The sequence below is a fragment of the Pseudomonas sp. MF6747 genome (genome assembly GCF_963890955.1).
GTDB lineage: Bacteria > Pseudomonadota > Gammaproteobacteria > Pseudomonadales > Pseudomonadaceae > Aquipseudomonas.
In genome coordinates, this window is record NZ_CAWPSZ010000052.1 from 303905 (window position 1) to 319404 (window position 15500).

General features: G+C 61.7%; 16 protein-coding genes. 6 read left to right on the top strand and 10 right to left on the bottom strand.

Going from position 1 to position 15500, the window contains the following annotated elements; genetic code table 11:
* Positions 1-59: 59 nt before the first annotated feature.
* Positions 60-2036, top strand: a complete 1977-nt coding sequence (locus AACW30_RS29945) for a pilus assembly protein TadG-related protein (RefSeq protein ID WP_200624067.1) — start codon at positions 60-62, stop codon at positions 2034-2036.
* Here AACW30_RS29945 and AACW30_RS29950 read toward each other — a convergent pair.
* A complete protein-coding gene (locus tag AACW30_RS29950; protein WP_200624068.1) occupies positions 2033-4765 on the bottom strand; it encodes a PAS domain-containing sensor histidine kinase in 2733 nt (910 codons plus the stop codon). The genes AACW30_RS29945 and AACW30_RS29950 overlap by 4 nt on opposite strands.
* Positions 4762-5202 (bottom strand): TadE/TadG family type IV pilus assembly protein, encoded by a 441-nt coding sequence (locus tag AACW30_RS29955; RefSeq protein WP_106577714.1) that lies wholly within the window; start codon positions 5200-5202, stop codon positions 4762-4764. Before AACW30_RS29955 ends, AACW30_RS29950 begins: the two co-directional genes overlap by 4 nt.
* 72 nt (positions 5203-5274) lie before the next feature.
* Here AACW30_RS29955 and AACW30_RS29960 point away from each other — a divergent pair, with 72 nt between their 5' ends.
* Both AACW30_RS29960 and AACW30_RS29965 read left to right on the top strand, forming a co-directional pair.
* Positions 5275-5748 (top strand): prepilin peptidase, encoded by a 474-nt coding sequence (locus AACW30_RS29960; RefSeq protein ID WP_119737778.1) that lies wholly within the window; start codon positions 5275-5277, stop codon positions 5746-5748.
* Positions 5749-5874: 126 nt separating this feature from the next.
* Complete coding sequence (locus tag AACW30_RS29965; protein WP_200624069.1) at positions 5875-6657, top strand: response regulator transcription factor; 783 nt, start codon at positions 5875-5877, stop codon at positions 6655-6657.
* A gap of 142 nt (positions 6658-6799) precedes the next feature.
* Here the strand turns inward: AACW30_RS29965 and AACW30_RS29970 are convergent, their stop codons facing one another.
* Genes AACW30_RS29970 through cpaB form a run of 8 tightly spaced genes read right to left on the bottom strand, consistent with a single transcriptional unit; the run spans position 6800 to position 14212 of the window.
* Complete coding sequence (locus tag AACW30_RS29970) at positions 6800-7069, bottom strand: DUF3613 domain-containing protein (RefSeq protein WP_119737773.1); 270 nt, start codon at positions 7067-7069, stop codon at positions 6800-6802.
* 2 nt (positions 7070-7071) lie between these two features.
* Entirely contained in the window at positions 7072-7794 is a 723-nt protein-coding gene (locus AACW30_RS29975) for a tetratricopeptide repeat protein (RefSeq protein WP_124416332.1), read from the bottom strand.
* A gap of 10 nt (positions 7795-7804) precedes the next feature.
* Entirely contained in the window at positions 7805-8698 is an 894-nt protein-coding gene (locus AACW30_RS29980) for a type II secretion system F family protein (RefSeq protein WP_106577719.1), read from the bottom strand.
* A 1-nt stretch (position 8699) separates the two neighbouring features.
* A complete protein-coding gene (locus AACW30_RS29985) occupies positions 8700-9581 on the bottom strand; it encodes a type II secretion system F family protein (protein WP_106577720.1) in 882 nt (293 codons plus the stop codon).
* A gap of 13 nt (positions 9582-9594) precedes the next feature.
* Positions 9595-10863, bottom strand: a complete 1269-nt coding sequence (locus tag AACW30_RS29990) for a CpaF family protein (protein ID WP_106577721.1) — start codon at positions 10861-10863, stop codon at positions 9595-9597.
* Positions 10860-12053, bottom strand: coding sequence for an AAA family ATPase (locus tag AACW30_RS29995; protein WP_200624070.1), 1194 nt, complete (start codon positions 12051-12053; stop codon positions 10860-10862). Before AACW30_RS29995 ends, AACW30_RS29990 begins: the two co-directional genes overlap by 4 nt.
* The gene (locus tag AACW30_RS30000; RefSeq protein WP_106577723.1) at positions 12050-13270 is read right to left on the bottom strand and encodes a type II and III secretion system protein family protein; all 1221 of its coding nucleotides are present in this window, start codon (positions 13268-13270) and stop codon (positions 12050-12052) included. Before AACW30_RS30000 ends, AACW30_RS29995 begins: the two co-directional genes overlap by 4 nt.
* 15 nt (positions 13271-13285) lie before the next feature.
* The gene (cpaB, locus tag AACW30_RS30005) at positions 13286-14212 is read right to left on the bottom strand and encodes a Flp pilus assembly protein CpaB (RefSeq protein WP_106577724.1); all 927 of its coding nucleotides are present in this window, start codon (positions 14210-14212) and stop codon (positions 13286-13288) included.
* Positions 14213-14544: 332 nt separating this feature from the next.
* Here cpaB and AACW30_RS30010 point away from each other — a divergent pair, with 332 nt between their 5' ends.
* From AACW30_RS30010 to AACW30_RS30020, 3 genes are read left to right on the top strand one after another with little or no spacing between them, the layout of a single operon-like run.
* Complete coding sequence (locus AACW30_RS30010) at positions 14545-14739, top strand: Flp family type IVb pilin (protein ID WP_106577725.1); 195 nt, start codon at positions 14545-14547, stop codon at positions 14737-14739.
* A 54-nt stretch (positions 14740-14793) separates the two neighbouring features.
* On the top strand, positions 14794-14988 hold the full coding sequence (locus tag AACW30_RS30015; protein WP_106577726.1) for a Flp family type IVb pilin: 195 nt from the start codon (positions 14794-14796) through the stop codon (positions 14986-14988).
* Positions 14989-15047: 59 nt separating this feature from the next.
* Positions 15048-15455: a response regulator gene (locus AACW30_RS30020; RefSeq protein WP_200624071.1), complete on the top strand. Its 408-nt coding sequence runs from the start codon at positions 15048-15050 to the stop codon at positions 15453-15455.
* The last annotated feature ends 45 nt before the right edge of the window (positions 15456-15500 follow it).

Sequence of the window (15500 nt, forward strand, 5' to 3'; positions counted from 1 at the left end):
CACTCAAAGACACCCCAGGAGAGTAAGCGCTCGGCGACTCGCCGGCACAGGAGTGCTCGATGTCTCCCCGATTTCATTGCAAGCAGCGCGGCGCCATTGGCTTGATGGCCGCCGGCGTATTGGCGGTGGTGTTGGCGTTTACCTTGCTGGTGATCGACAGCGGCCGTTTGTACCTGGAAAAGCGCAAGTTGCAAGGCGTGGCGGACACGGCAGCGCTGGAAGCTGTCAGCCGCAATGGCACCTGCCTGGCAGGGTTGAGTGCGGCGGCCTACGCCGGGCAAAGCGTGGCGCGCAATTATTTCGTGGTGGGCAACGGCAACACCCTGGTGACCAGCTGTGGCTCCGTCACCACTGGCGCCTCGGGCCAGCGCACGTTCAGCGCAAACCCCGCGCTGTCGTCAGCCATTCAGGTAGTGGCCAGCAAAACCGTCACGACCAGCGTGGCCGGCGGCGTGTGGGCGCTGTTTTCCGGCAACCCGGTCAGCCTCAACACGGTCCTGTCAGCCACGGCGGTGGCGGCCAAGCCCACGCCATCCTTGGCCCAACTGACCATCAACAGCACGTTGGCCAGCGTCAACACCGCCAGCGCAAGCCTGTTGAACCCCTTGTTCAGCGGCTTGCTCGGCGGCAACCTCAACCTGACACTCGCCGGCTGGAATGGCTTGCTCAATACCAATATCAGCCTGCTCAGTTACCTCGACCAACTGGCGATCAACCTGGGCGTGACCGCAGGTAACTACACCCAACTGCTCAACACCAATGTCACCGCCTCGCAGTTGATCCAGGCCGCAATCACGGTGCTCACCGCCAACGGCGCGACGGCGGATGTACTGACGGCCCTGGGCAGCTTGAAAATCGCCGCCATCAACCAGGCCCCGCTGACCCTCGGGCAGATCCTGCAGTTGCAGACGGGCACTACCGCCGCCGCGCTGAATGCCAACCTGCAGGTGTTCCAGCTGATTCAGGGCGTGGTGCAGCTGTCCAACAGCCAGAGTGCGGCTGCCGCGACCTTACCCGTCAGCCTGCTGGGGCTGGCCAATATCACCACGCAGGTCAAAGTGATCGAGCCGCCGCAACTCTCGGCGATTGGCGACCCGGCGTTGGCCGCGGCCAACCCCCAGGGGCCGAATGCGATTTATGTGCGCACTGCCCAGGTGCGCACCGAGGTGACGGTCAGCCTGCCGGTGCTGAGTAGTTTGTCGGGGCTCACCACGGCTGTGAATAACCTGGTGGGGCCGCTGACGCCGGTGATCAACAGCCTGTTGAGCCTGAACCTGGTGAGCACGATCAACTCGGCGCTGTGTTTGCTGGGGGCCGGCTGCCAACAACTGGACCTGCTGGCGTTGCCGGGCAACCTGCCGCTCAATATCGTGCTGGATGCCGGCGGCGCCAGCAGCTATGTCACCGCCTACAGTTGCCCGACGGGCAGCGCTGGCACCAAGAGCCTGACGGCCTACACCACCACCTCGCTGGCGTCGCTGAATGTGGGCGCTATCACCAATGCGTTTTCCAGCACCTTGCCGATGACCGTGGCGCCTTTGGCGCTGATCGATATCGGCACCAAGACCTGCCATGAAATCCTCGGAATCGGCACTTGCGGTACGCGTGTACCGTTCGCCGGCGGTGGCGTCGCGATCAAGGTGCTAAGCCCGATTGCGGCGAGCAATCAGACCCTGGTGTTCTCCAGTACTGCGCCGTTCGCCACGCCACCTAACGTGGGCCTCACCCCGACCTATCAGGCTGCCGCGCCGGCAACCAATGTGGTCAGCAGCCTGTCGACCACGCTTAATGGCGTAGGCATTACGGCGTACCAGCCGGTCGGCAGTAACCCGTTGGGCGCGCTGGCGGCAAGCGTCGTGTCGCTGCTCGGCGGCGTCAGCGCCATCGTCACCCCGGTGGTGGACAGCCTGCTGGGGCCGCTGCTCAACCCGATCCTCAACAACCTGTTGAACATGTTGGGCATCAGCCTGACGAATGTGAACGTGGGCGCCAACCTGACCTGCGGCCAGACCGGCGAGGCCTACCTGGTGATCTAAACGTCGGTGGCCCTGGGCAGTTCCACACAAAACCGCGCGCCGTGTTCGCCATTGCTGACGCTGAGGCGTCCGCCCATGTTTTCAACGATGCCGTAGCTCACCGACAGGCCCAACCCGGTGCCCACGCCAATCGGCTTGGTGGTGAAGAACGGTTCGAAGATCCGCTCGAGCAAGCGCGGGTCAATGCCCCCGCCGTTGTCCTCGACCCAGATGCGCACGTGGCGGCTATCGTGTTCGGTGTGCACGGCAATCCACGGGCGCAGCTCAGGGTTTTTTTCGCGCTGGCCCAGCAGGGCATCGCGGGCGTTGACCATCAGGTTGATCAGCACCTGTTCAAGCTGGTCGACGTAACCTTTGACCTGCACGGGAACGTCCGCCTGGGTCAGGCGAACTTCCACGCCTTTGCCGCGCAGGCCTTCACTGAGCAGCGACAGGGTGCCCTCAACCGCCTGCGCCGGGTCGAACGGTTGCTGCTCGACCTCCGAGCGGCGGCCAAACACGCGCATATGGTCCACCACCCGGGCTGCGCGTTGAACCTGGGCGTCGATGCGCTGGAGTTTTTCGGTGAGGTAATCGACCTGCACGTCGCCATTGCCCAGGCGCTTGAGCACATTGACGACGGCCATGCGCATCACGTTCAGCGGCTGGTTGATCTCATGGGCCAGGCCGGTGGCCATTTCACCGAGGGTGGCCATTTTTGCGCTTTGCGTCAGTTGCTGCTGCGAGCGACGCACTTCGGTGTTGTCGCGGCCCACGGCCTGCACCTCGACCAGGGCACCGTGCTCATCGAACACGCCGCGGTCCGACCAGACCCACCAGGCGTGTTCGCGCCCGGGCAGTTGCAGGCTGATTTCGGCGGTGCTGACTGGAAACTCCGGGGTCAACTGCCCGATACGCTGCACAAACGCCTCGCGCTGTTCGGCTGAGAGCCAGTTGCCCAGGTTCAGCCCGCGCAACTGTGCGGGCCGGCATTCGAGGTAGTTGGCCAATGGCGTGTTGCCGAAGGTCAGGGTCAGGTCCGGGCGGTAGCGGCAGATCATCGCCGGGGAGTCTTCCACCAGAATTCGGTAACGCTCCTCGCTGTCCTTGACCTGTTGCGCGGCCAAGGTCGCGTCGGTGACGTCCAGCCACAGGCCAATTGCTTCCACCGGCAGGCCCAGGTCGTCGCGCAGCAATTTGGCTTCGTCGAGCAGCCAGTGGTAATCGCCGTGTGTGTCCTGCACACGGTAACGACTGCGCACGCTGCCTTCGCGCAGCAGTTGGCGCGTGCGCTGAAAGTACAGGTCGCGGTCGTCGGGATGCACCCATTGCACCAGGCTGTCGTGGCTGCACTCGGCCAGGGTGCGGCCCAGCAACGGCAGCAGGCTGTCACTGAAAAACACCGGCAGCAGAGCGCCGTTCACGTAGCGCTGCACGTAGATCACCGCCGGTGAGCTGGCAATCAGGTTATCCAGGCGAGCATGGGCGGCATCGGCTTGCACCTGCTGGTTCTTGATGTCGCTGATGTCGAGCATGAACCCGACCCAGCGGCGTTGCTCACCCACGCCCAGCACTTGGCCCTGCACGCGATACCAGGTGGGCGGTTGGGCGCTGTCGCCACGGTTGAGGCGTACGCTGGCGAGCAACGGCTTGCCCAGGGTCTGCAGGTCGCGCAGGCGGCTGTGCAGTTCCTCCCGGTCGGCGGGGTGGATGAACGCCAGCCAGGTGTCGAGGGCTTGCCGGGTTTGGGCTTGCTCTGAGCCGATGTTGCGCATCAATTGCGGCGCGAGTTGGATTTCAGAACTGGCCGGCAGCAACTCGAACCAGCCGGTGCCCAGCAGGCCTTGCAGGGCTTCCAGGCGCTCCAATTGTTGGTGGTGGCGTTGCTCGCGCAGGCGGCCGAGCAACGGCGCGGCGAGGGCGGCGGCGAGGTTCAGCCAATCGCGGTCGCGCATGTGCGGCTGGCCGTTGTACGCGCCGCACAGTAACCACGCGGCCACGCCCTGGCCATCGCGATACGGCACCAGAAACCCGTCGGCATTGCCGAATACGCTGTGCAACCGCGGGTGTTCTCCGCGTCCATAAGGTGCCTGCAAACTCAGCGGGGCAGTGCCGTTGAGGCTGTCCAGGCAGGTGCCGAGGCGCTGCCCGTCGTGCCAGAACAGCGGCGCATCATGGTTGGCATACTGGCTGTAGATCACCCAGTCCTGGTCCTCTTGATCGAGCAGCGCGAGGGCCACGCACGGGATGCGCCAACGCTGCGCCACGCTGGCCAACTGTTCGTTGAACACGTCGGGCAGCCGGCTGAGGCTGCACACACTCAGGTGTTCACTCACAAGGCTGGCCAATTGCTGATTCTGTTCGCGCTGCTCTGCCAGGTGCCGGCCATTGAGCAAATCGCCGATGTCCACGGCATGCAGCAGCCAGCCGTTATCCTGGGCTTCAATCGTGCCTCGCGTTTGCAGGACTTGCCCGGCGACGCCGCGAAAATCCAGGTCGAGGCTGTGGCGCTGCCAATCGGCAGGAACGCCTTCTACCACCCTCGCGCTGTGGGCACACAACAGGTCCAGGAGGGGCGGTGAACCCGTGTACTGCGCCAGATGTGGACGCAGTGCACCGCTGATTTCGAGCACGCGGCCGTGCGCGTCCAACCACAGGTGCAGCCCGGCGGCATGCGGCGCAGGCGTGTCCAGGGCCAGCGCGCTGCTTCGGCCGAGCAGGCGCCCGAAGAATTTGTCCCCCGAGGTCAAAACTGCAGGCTCGAGGTGGCCTGCAGCGTCGTCGGCAGCTGCGGTACCGTGCCGATGCCGGGCAGGACAATAAACGGCATTACCGCCTGCAGGTTGGCTGTGGGGTAGTTGATCTTCACTAACAACAAGCCGCTGTTGAAGGTGGTGGTAACTTGCGTGGCGGCGTCGAATTTGTAGGCGGGCGGGATCCACAGCAAACGGTTGGCGACTGCGGTTTTGGCGGTGTTTTGCACGGCGGCGGCGTAGCCCTGCATGTTGGGGTCCAGCGCCACGCTCAGCCGCACGGCTTCTGCCGTCGCCTGGTTGAACGACTGCAACAACAGCAGCGGCAGGCTATAGCTGACCATGCCGTAGAACACGGCAAAAAAAATCACGAACACAGCAATGAATTCGATTGCTGCCGCGCCTTTTTGCTTATCCGGGAGGCTTGTTTTCATCACCGCGTCTACCCTGACGGCTACTACTTGATATCAGCATAGAATCAATCGGCAAAAAGGGATGTTTTTTACGTGATCCATGGCGCAGTGGTGATGGTGTGGTTGGTGCTGTGTGCAGCGCAGGATGTTCGGCAGCGGTTACTCGCCAATCGTCTGACGCTGGGCGTTGCCTTGTTGGCGATGATCTATCTGTTCTGGACGGGCACCACGTGGCTGGGGGCGTCGACCGGGCAGGGGCTGTTGGCGTTTTTTCTGGCGCTGCTGCTGACCTTGCCTGGCTACGCCGTCGGTCGTCTGGGCGCGGGGGACGTAAAGCTGCTTGCAGCATTGGCGTTGGTGTCGGATGCGAAGTACTTGCTGTGGTCGTTTGTAGGGGCGGCAGTCGCCAACTTAGTCTGGCTGATCGTTGCGCCAACGCTTTGGCCGCATATGAATCAACATCTTAAAAAGCACATGGGCTATCTGGCGCCCGGTGTGTCAAAAAAGCAGCCATTCGCCCCGTTTTTACTGGTGGGTTTTAGTGTTGCGTGGTTTTGGATCCATTAGTCGTCAGGGGGGATTAACGCTATGTACATAGTCAGAAAGTACGTCTACGTTTAATGAGTAGATATACGGGAATATGTGTCGTAAAGGGATGGTCAATCTTTTGGCTTGAAATGCATGGAGTAGCGCGTGAACAAGCTTACCTCTGCGGTAAAAGTGCTCGTTGTCGATGATCAGCCGCTGATCGTGGAAGAGCTCTGTGAATTTCTTGAAAGCAGCGGTTACCGCTGCGTCCCATGTGAATCCAGCCAACAGGCCCTGAAGCGTTTCAGCGAAGATGCCGACATCGGCCTGGTGCTGTGCGACCTGCATATGCCGGAGATGGATGGTATCGAGTTAGTGCAGGCCCTGCAAAAAATCGCCGGTAAGCAGCGCGCGTTCGAAGCCATTATGTTGACCGGTCGTGCCGACAAGCAGGACGTGATCAAGGCCCTGCGCGCAGGCATCGCGGACTACTACCAGAAACCGATCAACCTGCACGAGTTGCTCGAAGGCTTGCAGCGCCAGGAAGCCGCGCTGCAAGAGCGCAAAAAGGACCTGCAGCTGGGTAACTTGAACCAGAAACTGCAGTTTCTTTCCGAGTCCATCAACGACCTGTATCAGGACCTCGATAAAGTGCGCAGCAGCCGGCCTGGGGGGGAAAGCGACGAGGTGTCGGCCGAGGACGCCGGGCCGGTGGAAATCCCGGCGATCTTCAACCAGTTGTCGCCACGCCAATTGGATGTCGCACGGCTGGTGGGGAAGGGGCAGACCAACTATCAGATTGCCTGCGAATTGGGCATCACTGAAAACACGGTGAAGCTGTACGTGTCCCAAGTACTGCGCCTGACGCACATGCACAACCGCACGCAATTGGCATTGGCGTTATCGCCAAATAATTCAGCGCTGCGCCAGCGAGTGACGGCGCACTGATCTGCCCGTTTAAACTCGGTCAAAATGTGGGAGCGGGCTTGCCCGCGATGGCGGTGGATCAGTCACGGCTGTATTAGCTGACACACCGTCATCGCGGGCAAGCCCGCTCCCACCTGTTGATGGAGACCTGGCAGGTTTTTTCTCAATTACTCCCTTGAGTTTTGCCCCCCACCTTCTGATCGAAATATTCCGGAATCGGATACTTGTAGCTGTCCAGTAAACGCTGGTGCGCCTTGTCACGTTCGGCCGCAGAGGCCTTCTGAGGCGTTTGCGACGCCGCGCTGCCCGTGACCTGCAGCGTCAGCCATTGCTCGGTCAAGGCCTGCTGCGGCGACGACGGGCCGGGCTCAATGGCCATGGCGCTGAAGGGCAACACGAGCATGGCCAGGCTGGCGAGATAAGGTGTTTTCATCATCAATTCCTCGGGGTGCTTGCGGCATCACTGACGGCGGCGACTTGATCCTTGGCTTTGGCGACGGGCGTGCCTGAGCCTTTGAGTTTCTCGGCGCGGGCCTGGGCCTCAGTGACTTGCTCGGGGCTCAGGCCCATCTGGCTGACCAGTTGCGCGGCCTGCTTCCAGTTGTCCTGATAAATCAACAGCGTCACCAGGTTGACCGCCGCCAGCGGGTCGCTTTGCTTGAGTTCCATGGCGGTCATGAATTCAAAGCGTGCGTCTTCCAGGCGCAGTTGGTTGAGGTACACCACGCCCAGGTCATTGCGGATTTTCTCGTCGGTAGGCGCCAGCCGGGCGGCGCGTTGCAAGTGGGCCATTGCTTGCCCGTTATCGCCCTTGGCCGAAGCGATCTGCCCCAGGCCGTGTTCGCCTTCGGCGGCCATGCAGGTGCCGATCAGGCTGCGGTACAACGGCTCGGCTTCGCTGCGCCCGAGCAGGCGATAGGCCTTGGCCTGGCGCAGGCGCACCTGGGGCAGATTGGCCGGCAAGCTTTGCAGGTTGGCGAGGCTGGCGTGCAGCTTGCCGTCGCCGGCCATTTCATCGGCCAGGTTCAGCGACAGCTCCTGATCGGAACTGGGCTTGGGGCAACTGCCGGTGCCGGTAAACGCGCCCCACGGGGTTTGGCCATTGGTGGCGCAGCCACTCAGCAGCAACAGGCTCAAACCGGCTATCAAGGCTTTCATCGGGCGCTCCTCATAAGTTACTCAAGGCCCGGGTGATGCCAATAAAGGCGGGCCCCCCGAGCACGATCAGCAAGGCGGGAAACAAAAACACCATCATTACCACGGACATTTTTGCCGACATCTTCGAGACGAATTCCTGAATCCGCGTGAGGCGTCGGTCGTCGAGCAATTGCTTGAGCGACAGCAGCGATTTCATCGCGCCGCCGCCTTGCTGAACCAGTTGCTGGAGGATGGTGCAGGTGTCGGTGAATTCATCCACGGCCAGCAGCCGAGCGGTCTTGCCCAGTTCCTCGCTCAGCTCAAGGCCCGAGTCGACCCGTGTGAGGATCAAGCGCAACTCATGGGTCAGCGCCGGCAACAGACGTTGCGCTTCAATGCTCAGCACGCGCAGCGCTTGTTCAACCGCCATGCCGGATTCGAACAGGATGCGCAGCAGCGGAATGAAGGTCGATACCTCGCGGGAGATGCGTTGCTGGCGCGCCTTGGCGGCCCTGGCCAGAATGCGCTTGGGCAACAGATAACCGATGCCGAGCGCCAGCAACGGCGCCAGCCACGGCGAGCCGGTCGCGGGGTACATCACCTCCTGGACCACCAGGGTAATGATCAACAGCAGCAACGGCGTACCGACCTGGAAGGCGGCGAACATCGAGCGCTGGTTGGCTTTGCGCCAACCGACACGGTTGAGCAGGATCTGGGTTTCGTTGTCCAGGCTCACCGAGCGTTGCGCGAGCGGGCTGCTACCCAGCTGGCGCATCAGCGTGCCGAACGTGTGTTCGCGCGCCATCTGGCCCTGCAAACGTTGGGCAACCAGGCGCTGGCCGCGCCGGTGTTTTATCAGGTTGGCCAGCACCAACCCGAGGGCGGCGATGAACAGTACAGCGCTGATCAGCAGTGCAATCGCCATCTCATACGCTCCGCAACATGCGCCACAAGGTGAAGCAGCCCAACAACTGCATCACCAGCGCCACGAACAACAGAATGCGCCCGGTGCCGTCGTTCCACATGGTCATCAGGTACGCGGGATTTACCGCCAGGAAGTAGCCGATCATCGAGATCGGCAGGGCGGTGAGCACATAGGCCGTGACCCGCGTTTCGCCGGTCAACGCGCGCAGCTGGCGGGCAGCTTGCTCACGTTCGCGGATCATCTTGATCAGGTTTTCCAACAGCTCGCTGGCGTTGCCGCCATAGCGGTGGTTGACCTTCAAACCCAGCGCGAACAGGCGAAACTCATCGCGCTCGTAGAATTCGGCAAAGTCGTGGGCCGATTCCGGCAGGCTCACGCCCAGTTGCACGTTGCGCCGGATACGGCCCATGGCTTGTTGCAGCGGGTCTTCGGTAATCTCGATGCCGCCCAGCACCGCGTCGGCCAGGGTTCGCCCGGCCTTGAGGCTGCGCACGGTGTGGTCGAGCAATTGCGGCAGTTGTTCGATCATGCGCTTGATCCGCCGTTGATAGCGCCAGGCGATGTACAGGCGCAGTAACAGCAGCGGCAACACCAACATCACCAACAGACCGATCCAGCCGGCAACCAGCAGGCCCAGGACTGCGCCCAGCGCCCAGATCGCCAGCCACAGGCCGAGGTTGTCACTGGGTTTGCCCAGGCCTGCGCGCAGGAACATGCGCTCCACGCCGCTCCACTGGCTGTTCTCTTCGACGAGCTGCGGCTGGCCTTCGGCGAGGCGGCCGAGCACGCGTTCGGTCTGGGCGCGGCGCAAACCGATCTGGAAGGAGCGAATCGACAGGCCGATCAGAATCAGGCAGATGAGCAGCAGGATGGCCCCGGTCATGCTTGCGTCCTCTTCAAGGCAGTAACGGTTCGCGGCGCAGTTTTTCACCGGCCGGGTTGACCGCCTCGCGCAGGAAGCCGAAGCCGGTGCGCCGGTCATGGCGGAACAGGGTGTTGGTCACGTACACGTCTTCACGGATGCCCACCACCTCGACCACTTCGCTGACGCAACGGCGGCCGTCCGGCAGGCGGGTCAGTTGAATCACCACGTCCAGCGCCGCACAGATCATTTGTCGCAGGGTTTTCTCCGCCACCACACGGCCGGTCAAGCCCACCAGGGTTTCCAGGCGCAGCAAAGCGTCTGCCGCGTTGTTGGCGTGCACGGTACTCATGGAACCGTCGTGGCCGGTGTTCATGGCGGTCAGTACATCAAGCACTTCCACGCCGCGAATCTCACCCAGAATGATGCGGTCGGGGCGCATCCGCAGGGCGTTGCGGATCAGGTCGCTGGCTTTCACCTCACCATGGCCCTCGGCGTTCGGCGGGCGGGTTTCCAGGCGCACGACGTGAGGGTGACCCAGTTGCAGTTCGGCCACATCTTCGATGGTGACGAGCCGCTCATGCGGGTTGATCAGCTGACTGAGAATATTCAGCAGCGTGGTTTTACCGGTGCCGGTGCCGCCGCTGATGAGGATGTTGCAGCGCTTGCCCACCGCTTCCTGGAAGAAGTCGAAGATATTCTGGTCGATGGTCTGCATGGCCACCAGGTCGCTGCTCTTGAGCATGTCCTTGCGAAATTTCCGAATCGACAGGCACGGCCCGTCCAGGGCAATCGGCGGGATGATCGCGTTGACCCGGCTGCCATCGGGCAGGCGCGCATCCACCATGGGCGAGGACTCGTCCAGACGCCGGCCCAGAGGCGCGAGGATGCGCTGCATGACGCGCTCCACGTGGTGCGAGTCGATAAAGCGCAGGTCACTTTGATGCAGCAAACCGTCACGCTCGATAAACACTCGGTGGGGGCCGTTGACCAGGATTTCCGTCACCGACGGGTCGCGCAGCAGCACTTCCAGTGGGCCGAAACCGGTCAGTTCATCGACGATTTCTTCGGCCAGGCGCTCCATTTCATAGCGCGAGATCGCCAGGTGCATGCGGTTGATGTATTCGGCCACTTTGTCGATGACAAATTGCGCCAGCAGCGGGCGTGAGCCTTCCAGCAGATTCTTGCCCGACTCTTCGATGGCATCGATGATGTACCGATGCAGCACCAACTTGAGCCCATCGTGGTCGGTGTTGCCACCGATGCCGCGAGCGGGGGCGCCGAAGAGTTTTTCGCCGTTCATTTGCCGGTGCCCAGCAGGCGGTCAAGCCAGTTATGAGATTGTTTTTTCATGCCTTCGGAGCGTTTTGCCAGGCGTTCGCCCAGGGTTTTCAGGCCAAGGGTCAGCGGTTCTCGCGGGGCCAGGGCGAATAAGGTCTGGCCCTGGTTTTTCGCATTCAGGCGTACTTCCGGGCTCAATGGCAACACGGCGATTACCTCCAGCCCGAAGCTCTTTCCCAGCGCCTCGGAATCGGGCGCGCAGCTTTTGATATAGCGATCGACCAGCAGCTTGGCGTGCTCCAGTTTCATGCCTTTTTCGCGCCACTGGTTGAGTATCGCGAGGTTGCGACGGCAGTCGAGTACGCTTTGATCGGTGCACCACAGCAGCTTGTCGCAGTGGCTGACAAAGGTGCGCAGCGCTTCACTGTCCTGCTGGCCGGCGAGGTTGACCACGATGTGCTGGAAGTGCTGGCGCAGGGCGCTGAGCAGCATGTACAGCTCGGCAGCGCTGGTCTGCTCCAGGGGCTCATCGTTGGGGGCGTAGGCGAGGATGCGCAGGCCGTCCTCGGCAGAGGTGAAGGCGCTGTTGATCAAGGTCGCGTCCAGCCGCCGCAGGTGGCGCAGGGCATCGCCAAAATTGAACGAGCTTTCCAGCCCCAGCAGCGCCAGGCTGTCACCGCGTGGCAGGCCCAGGTCCAGCAGCAGGGTTTGCTGGCCGCTCTTTTGTACAACCAGCGCCAAGTGACCTGCGAGCAGGGCGCCGTCGGCATTGCTTTGAGTGCCGTACAGCACCGTGAGGCCGCCCAGTTGGGCGTTGGTGGTCACGGGCGGCAGGCGTTTACTCAGGCGGCGCACCAGCCCGGCCACCTCGCTGGAGCGTGAACCATAGGCGACAAAATCCCGCGCCCCGGCGCGCATCGCATTGAGCACCAACTGGTTGTCCATGCCGTCACCGAGGGCGACGATGGCCAGCATCGGCTTGGCTTCCAGCGCGCCTTCGATCAGCGCGCTCTGGGCCACCACATGCTCGCGGTCGAGGCCGACAAACACCAGGTTGGCGAAGGTCACATCGACCAGCGCCAGTAACTCGTCCAGCGTACCGCTGCCGGCACTGACCACTTGGCCAAGCGGTGCCAGCGCGCCCTGCAGCCACTCAAGATCAGTGGTGTTGCGGGTGATTGCCAGAAAGGTCTGGCTCAGGCTATCGCTCATTGTGACAACCCATTGTTGCGGTCGAAATTACCGTTTTCCAGGAAGTACAGGCGGTACCAGTTCGGGTCGTAGTTACGCAGGTTCTCGCCAGGCAACGACGGCAGTTGAGCGTTGGCGGCCAGCGGCTGAACCAGGTGCGGCGTGACGATCATCAGCAGCTCTTTGTCCTGGCGGTTGACCGAGGAATCGCGAAAGAACGCGCCCAGGATCGGGATGTCACCCAGGCCCGGAAACTTGCTGATGTTGGTGGTGTTGTTGCTGCTGATCAGGCCGCTGATCACGAAGCTTTCGCCATCGGCCAGGGACACGCTGGTGTCGGTGCGGCGGATGGTCAGCGCCGGTACCTGGATGTTTTGAATGACCACGGCGTTGGTGTAGTCCAGCTCGCTGACTTCCGGTGCCACCTTGAGGGAAATCCGGTTGCGGTCGATGACGGTGGGGGTCAGGGTCAGGCGAATGCCGAACTCTTTGTACTCGATCGAGATGGTGTCACTGCCACTGCTGGGCACCGGGATCGGGATCTCGCCCCCGGCGAGGAAGGTCGCGCTTTGCCCGCTCATGGCCACCAGGCTTGGGCGTGCCAGGGTGTAGGCAAAACCGCTGCTTTCCAGGGCGTTGATCATCGCCGAGACACGCCCGCCGCCAAAGCCGATGTTGAACTGGTCAGCGCTCACCGGCAGCTTGAAGGTGCTGGGCGTGGGAAATAACAGGTTGGGGCTGCCGAGGAAGAAGTTCTTGCCCATGCCCAGGATCTTGGTGCTGGCTTCCTTGAGTTTGGTGCGGCTGACCTCGACAAAGCGGATGTCGGTCTGCACCTGGCTGGGCAGCGAGGGGTCATCCGCGGGTGCCAGTGACAGGCTGGTCAGCGCCGCTGTGGCCTTGCCTTTGACGAACACCATGCTCTGGCGCGGCGTGTTGGAGCAGGCGGTCCAGACCATCAGGCTGGTGGTGCCGGAGGCGATGCCGGTCAGCAGGAAACCGCGATCGCCGTTGAGGTGCACGTCGGCGATTTTCGGATCGCCGATGGCCAGGCGCGTGATCGCCACCGGTGATTGCAGCTCCTGTTGCAGGCCTTCGCCCACCGAAAGGGCTGCGGGTAATTGGCCCAAGCTACTGCAGTTGCCGGTGGCGGCCACGGCCCCGCCCACCGACAGGTTCGACAGCAGCAGGGCACAGGCAATTTTCAGCGTGAACACCGGTGCGAAACGTCGGCTCATGCACAGCATCCTTGTTCAATCAGGCGTTTGTTGGGTTGCTTGGTTGCCGCGAATCACCTCCACACCGGTGCGGTGCGGAGCGCTCTGGGCGACTTTTTTCGGGGCTTGGGCAAAGGCCAGTTGCGTGAACTGATAGAGGTCGCGGTTGGCGCTTTGCAGCTTGCCCGGTGCGTCGCTTTCGCCGGCCCAGTACTGGCTTAGCAAGCGTTCGTCGGCACTGCGCACGGCCAGGCGCAACGTGCCGGCCTGGGAGGCGAGCATCAGCCGGCTCAACAGTTGCTCGGGCACCGCCAGCACAACCGTGCGTGAGGGCGCGCGGCGTTGGGCTTTTTCTTCGGCGGTCATCGCAGGCGGGGAGGCGGGAGTGCCGTCGTTGGTCAGGCCCATTTGGTCGCCGACGCTGAGCAAGCGCATGGCGGGGACGACCACTTGGGCAGACTGTTCAAGGTTGGCGGTGTCCTGGCGCAGATAGAGCAACACATCCACGTAGTCGCCGGGACTCAACTGGCCGGCTGCGCCGATCACTTCATCCACGGCCACCGCCAGGGCGCGTTCGTCGGGACGGATCATGCGCGCCAAAGGCCCGCCAGGCGTGAAGCTTTCTTCGTTGAGCCAGGTACCGGCCTGCAACGCGCGCCAGGGCGTGCGGCCAATGGCCTGGTCGACACTGGTCATGCTGCCAGCTGGCACCGTGCGCAGTTTTTCTACACTGAGGTCGGCGGCATTCAGGGCGACAAAGGGGGGGACATCGTGGGCCAGCACGACCACCGGCTGGCGGGTCTGGTCTTCCACCACGGCGACGGCCTTTTCGACCGGCGCGGTCTGGGGCGGCGGTGGCGGCGCCGGGGCAGGTTCACGACTGAGCACCAATCCCCAATAACCGGCAAACAGTGCGCCGACCAAAAGCACGCCAGCCAGTATCATACTCAGACGTGTGTTCACGACGGCTCTCCTTTTCCTGTTGCACCACAGCCCGTCTATCCGAACAGGCCAATCACGCAACCGGCTGCTATGAACAGCTGACTAACTATTTCGCTATTTGAAGGTAGTTCAGCTAGGACGAAATGCCATTACTGACAGAAAGATTTCTTCGCCCCGCCATAAGTAGCCTTTTAAATCACGGATTTAAGGCGTCAGTAAGGCGACCTCTACTTTGTAATTAATCCGTTCTTACAGTTGTGAGCGCGGGGTTTGTTGACAATGCTCAGGTGGCACATCGCAATTACTGTGCAGGACACCGTGATAGGGCGCCTGGTCGCCAAAGGAGCAGTACAATGATCCTTGATCTGTTGATTAAACTTCACGTTCAACTCCAGCTGCTTTTTCATCGCAAGGAAGGCGCCACGGCGATTGAATACCTTATTCTCGTGGCAATTGTAGCGTTGGTGATACTGGCAGCCGGTACTACGCTAGGACCGAAGATCACGTTGTTCTTTGGCAAAATCCAGACCGCGATTACCACAACGTAAACAATGACTGTGCAATCCCTTGCTATGGCGTTCAGTCGCCAGAGGAGAAGTACGATGGTGCTTGATCTGTTGATGAAACTGCATGTTCAGCTTCAGTTGCTCTTGCACAATAAAGAGGGAGCGACGGCGATTGAATACCTCATCCTCGTGGCCATTGTGGCGCTGGTTGTACTCGCCGCAGGCACGACACTGGGGCCTCAGATCACGATCTTCTTCGGTAAAATTCAGAGCGCCATTACCACGACGTAAGTTGCAGGCAGCATCCTGTGAGTACGCTCGTTATTGATTGGCAATGCTAGGTAGTACCCATGAATGCTGCATCCGCACCTTTTCGCCAACAAATCCTGTTGGTGGACGACGAAGAAGATGCCCTCGTAGAACTGGCGGAGTCGCTGGAGAACGAGGGCTTCGTTTGTTTTACCGCCACCTCCGTCACCTACGCGCTGCAGGAGCTGACCCTGAACCCCGACATCGCGCTGGTCATCACTGACCTGCGCATGCCTGAGGAAAGTGGCATCTCCTTGATAAAGCGCCTGCGCGAACACACCGATCGCCAACACTTGCCGGTGATCGTGATGTCCGGTCATGCCGAGATGGATGACGTGAGCGACATGCTGCGCTTGCAGGTGCTGGACCTGTTTCGCAAACCCATCTATCTGGTGCGGTTGATCGATACCCTCAACAGCCTGTTTCCGCTGATCAAACACAAACTGTAGGCGCGGGCTTTCTGCGGCGAGAGGCGTGTCCGTGGCGAGCGGGCT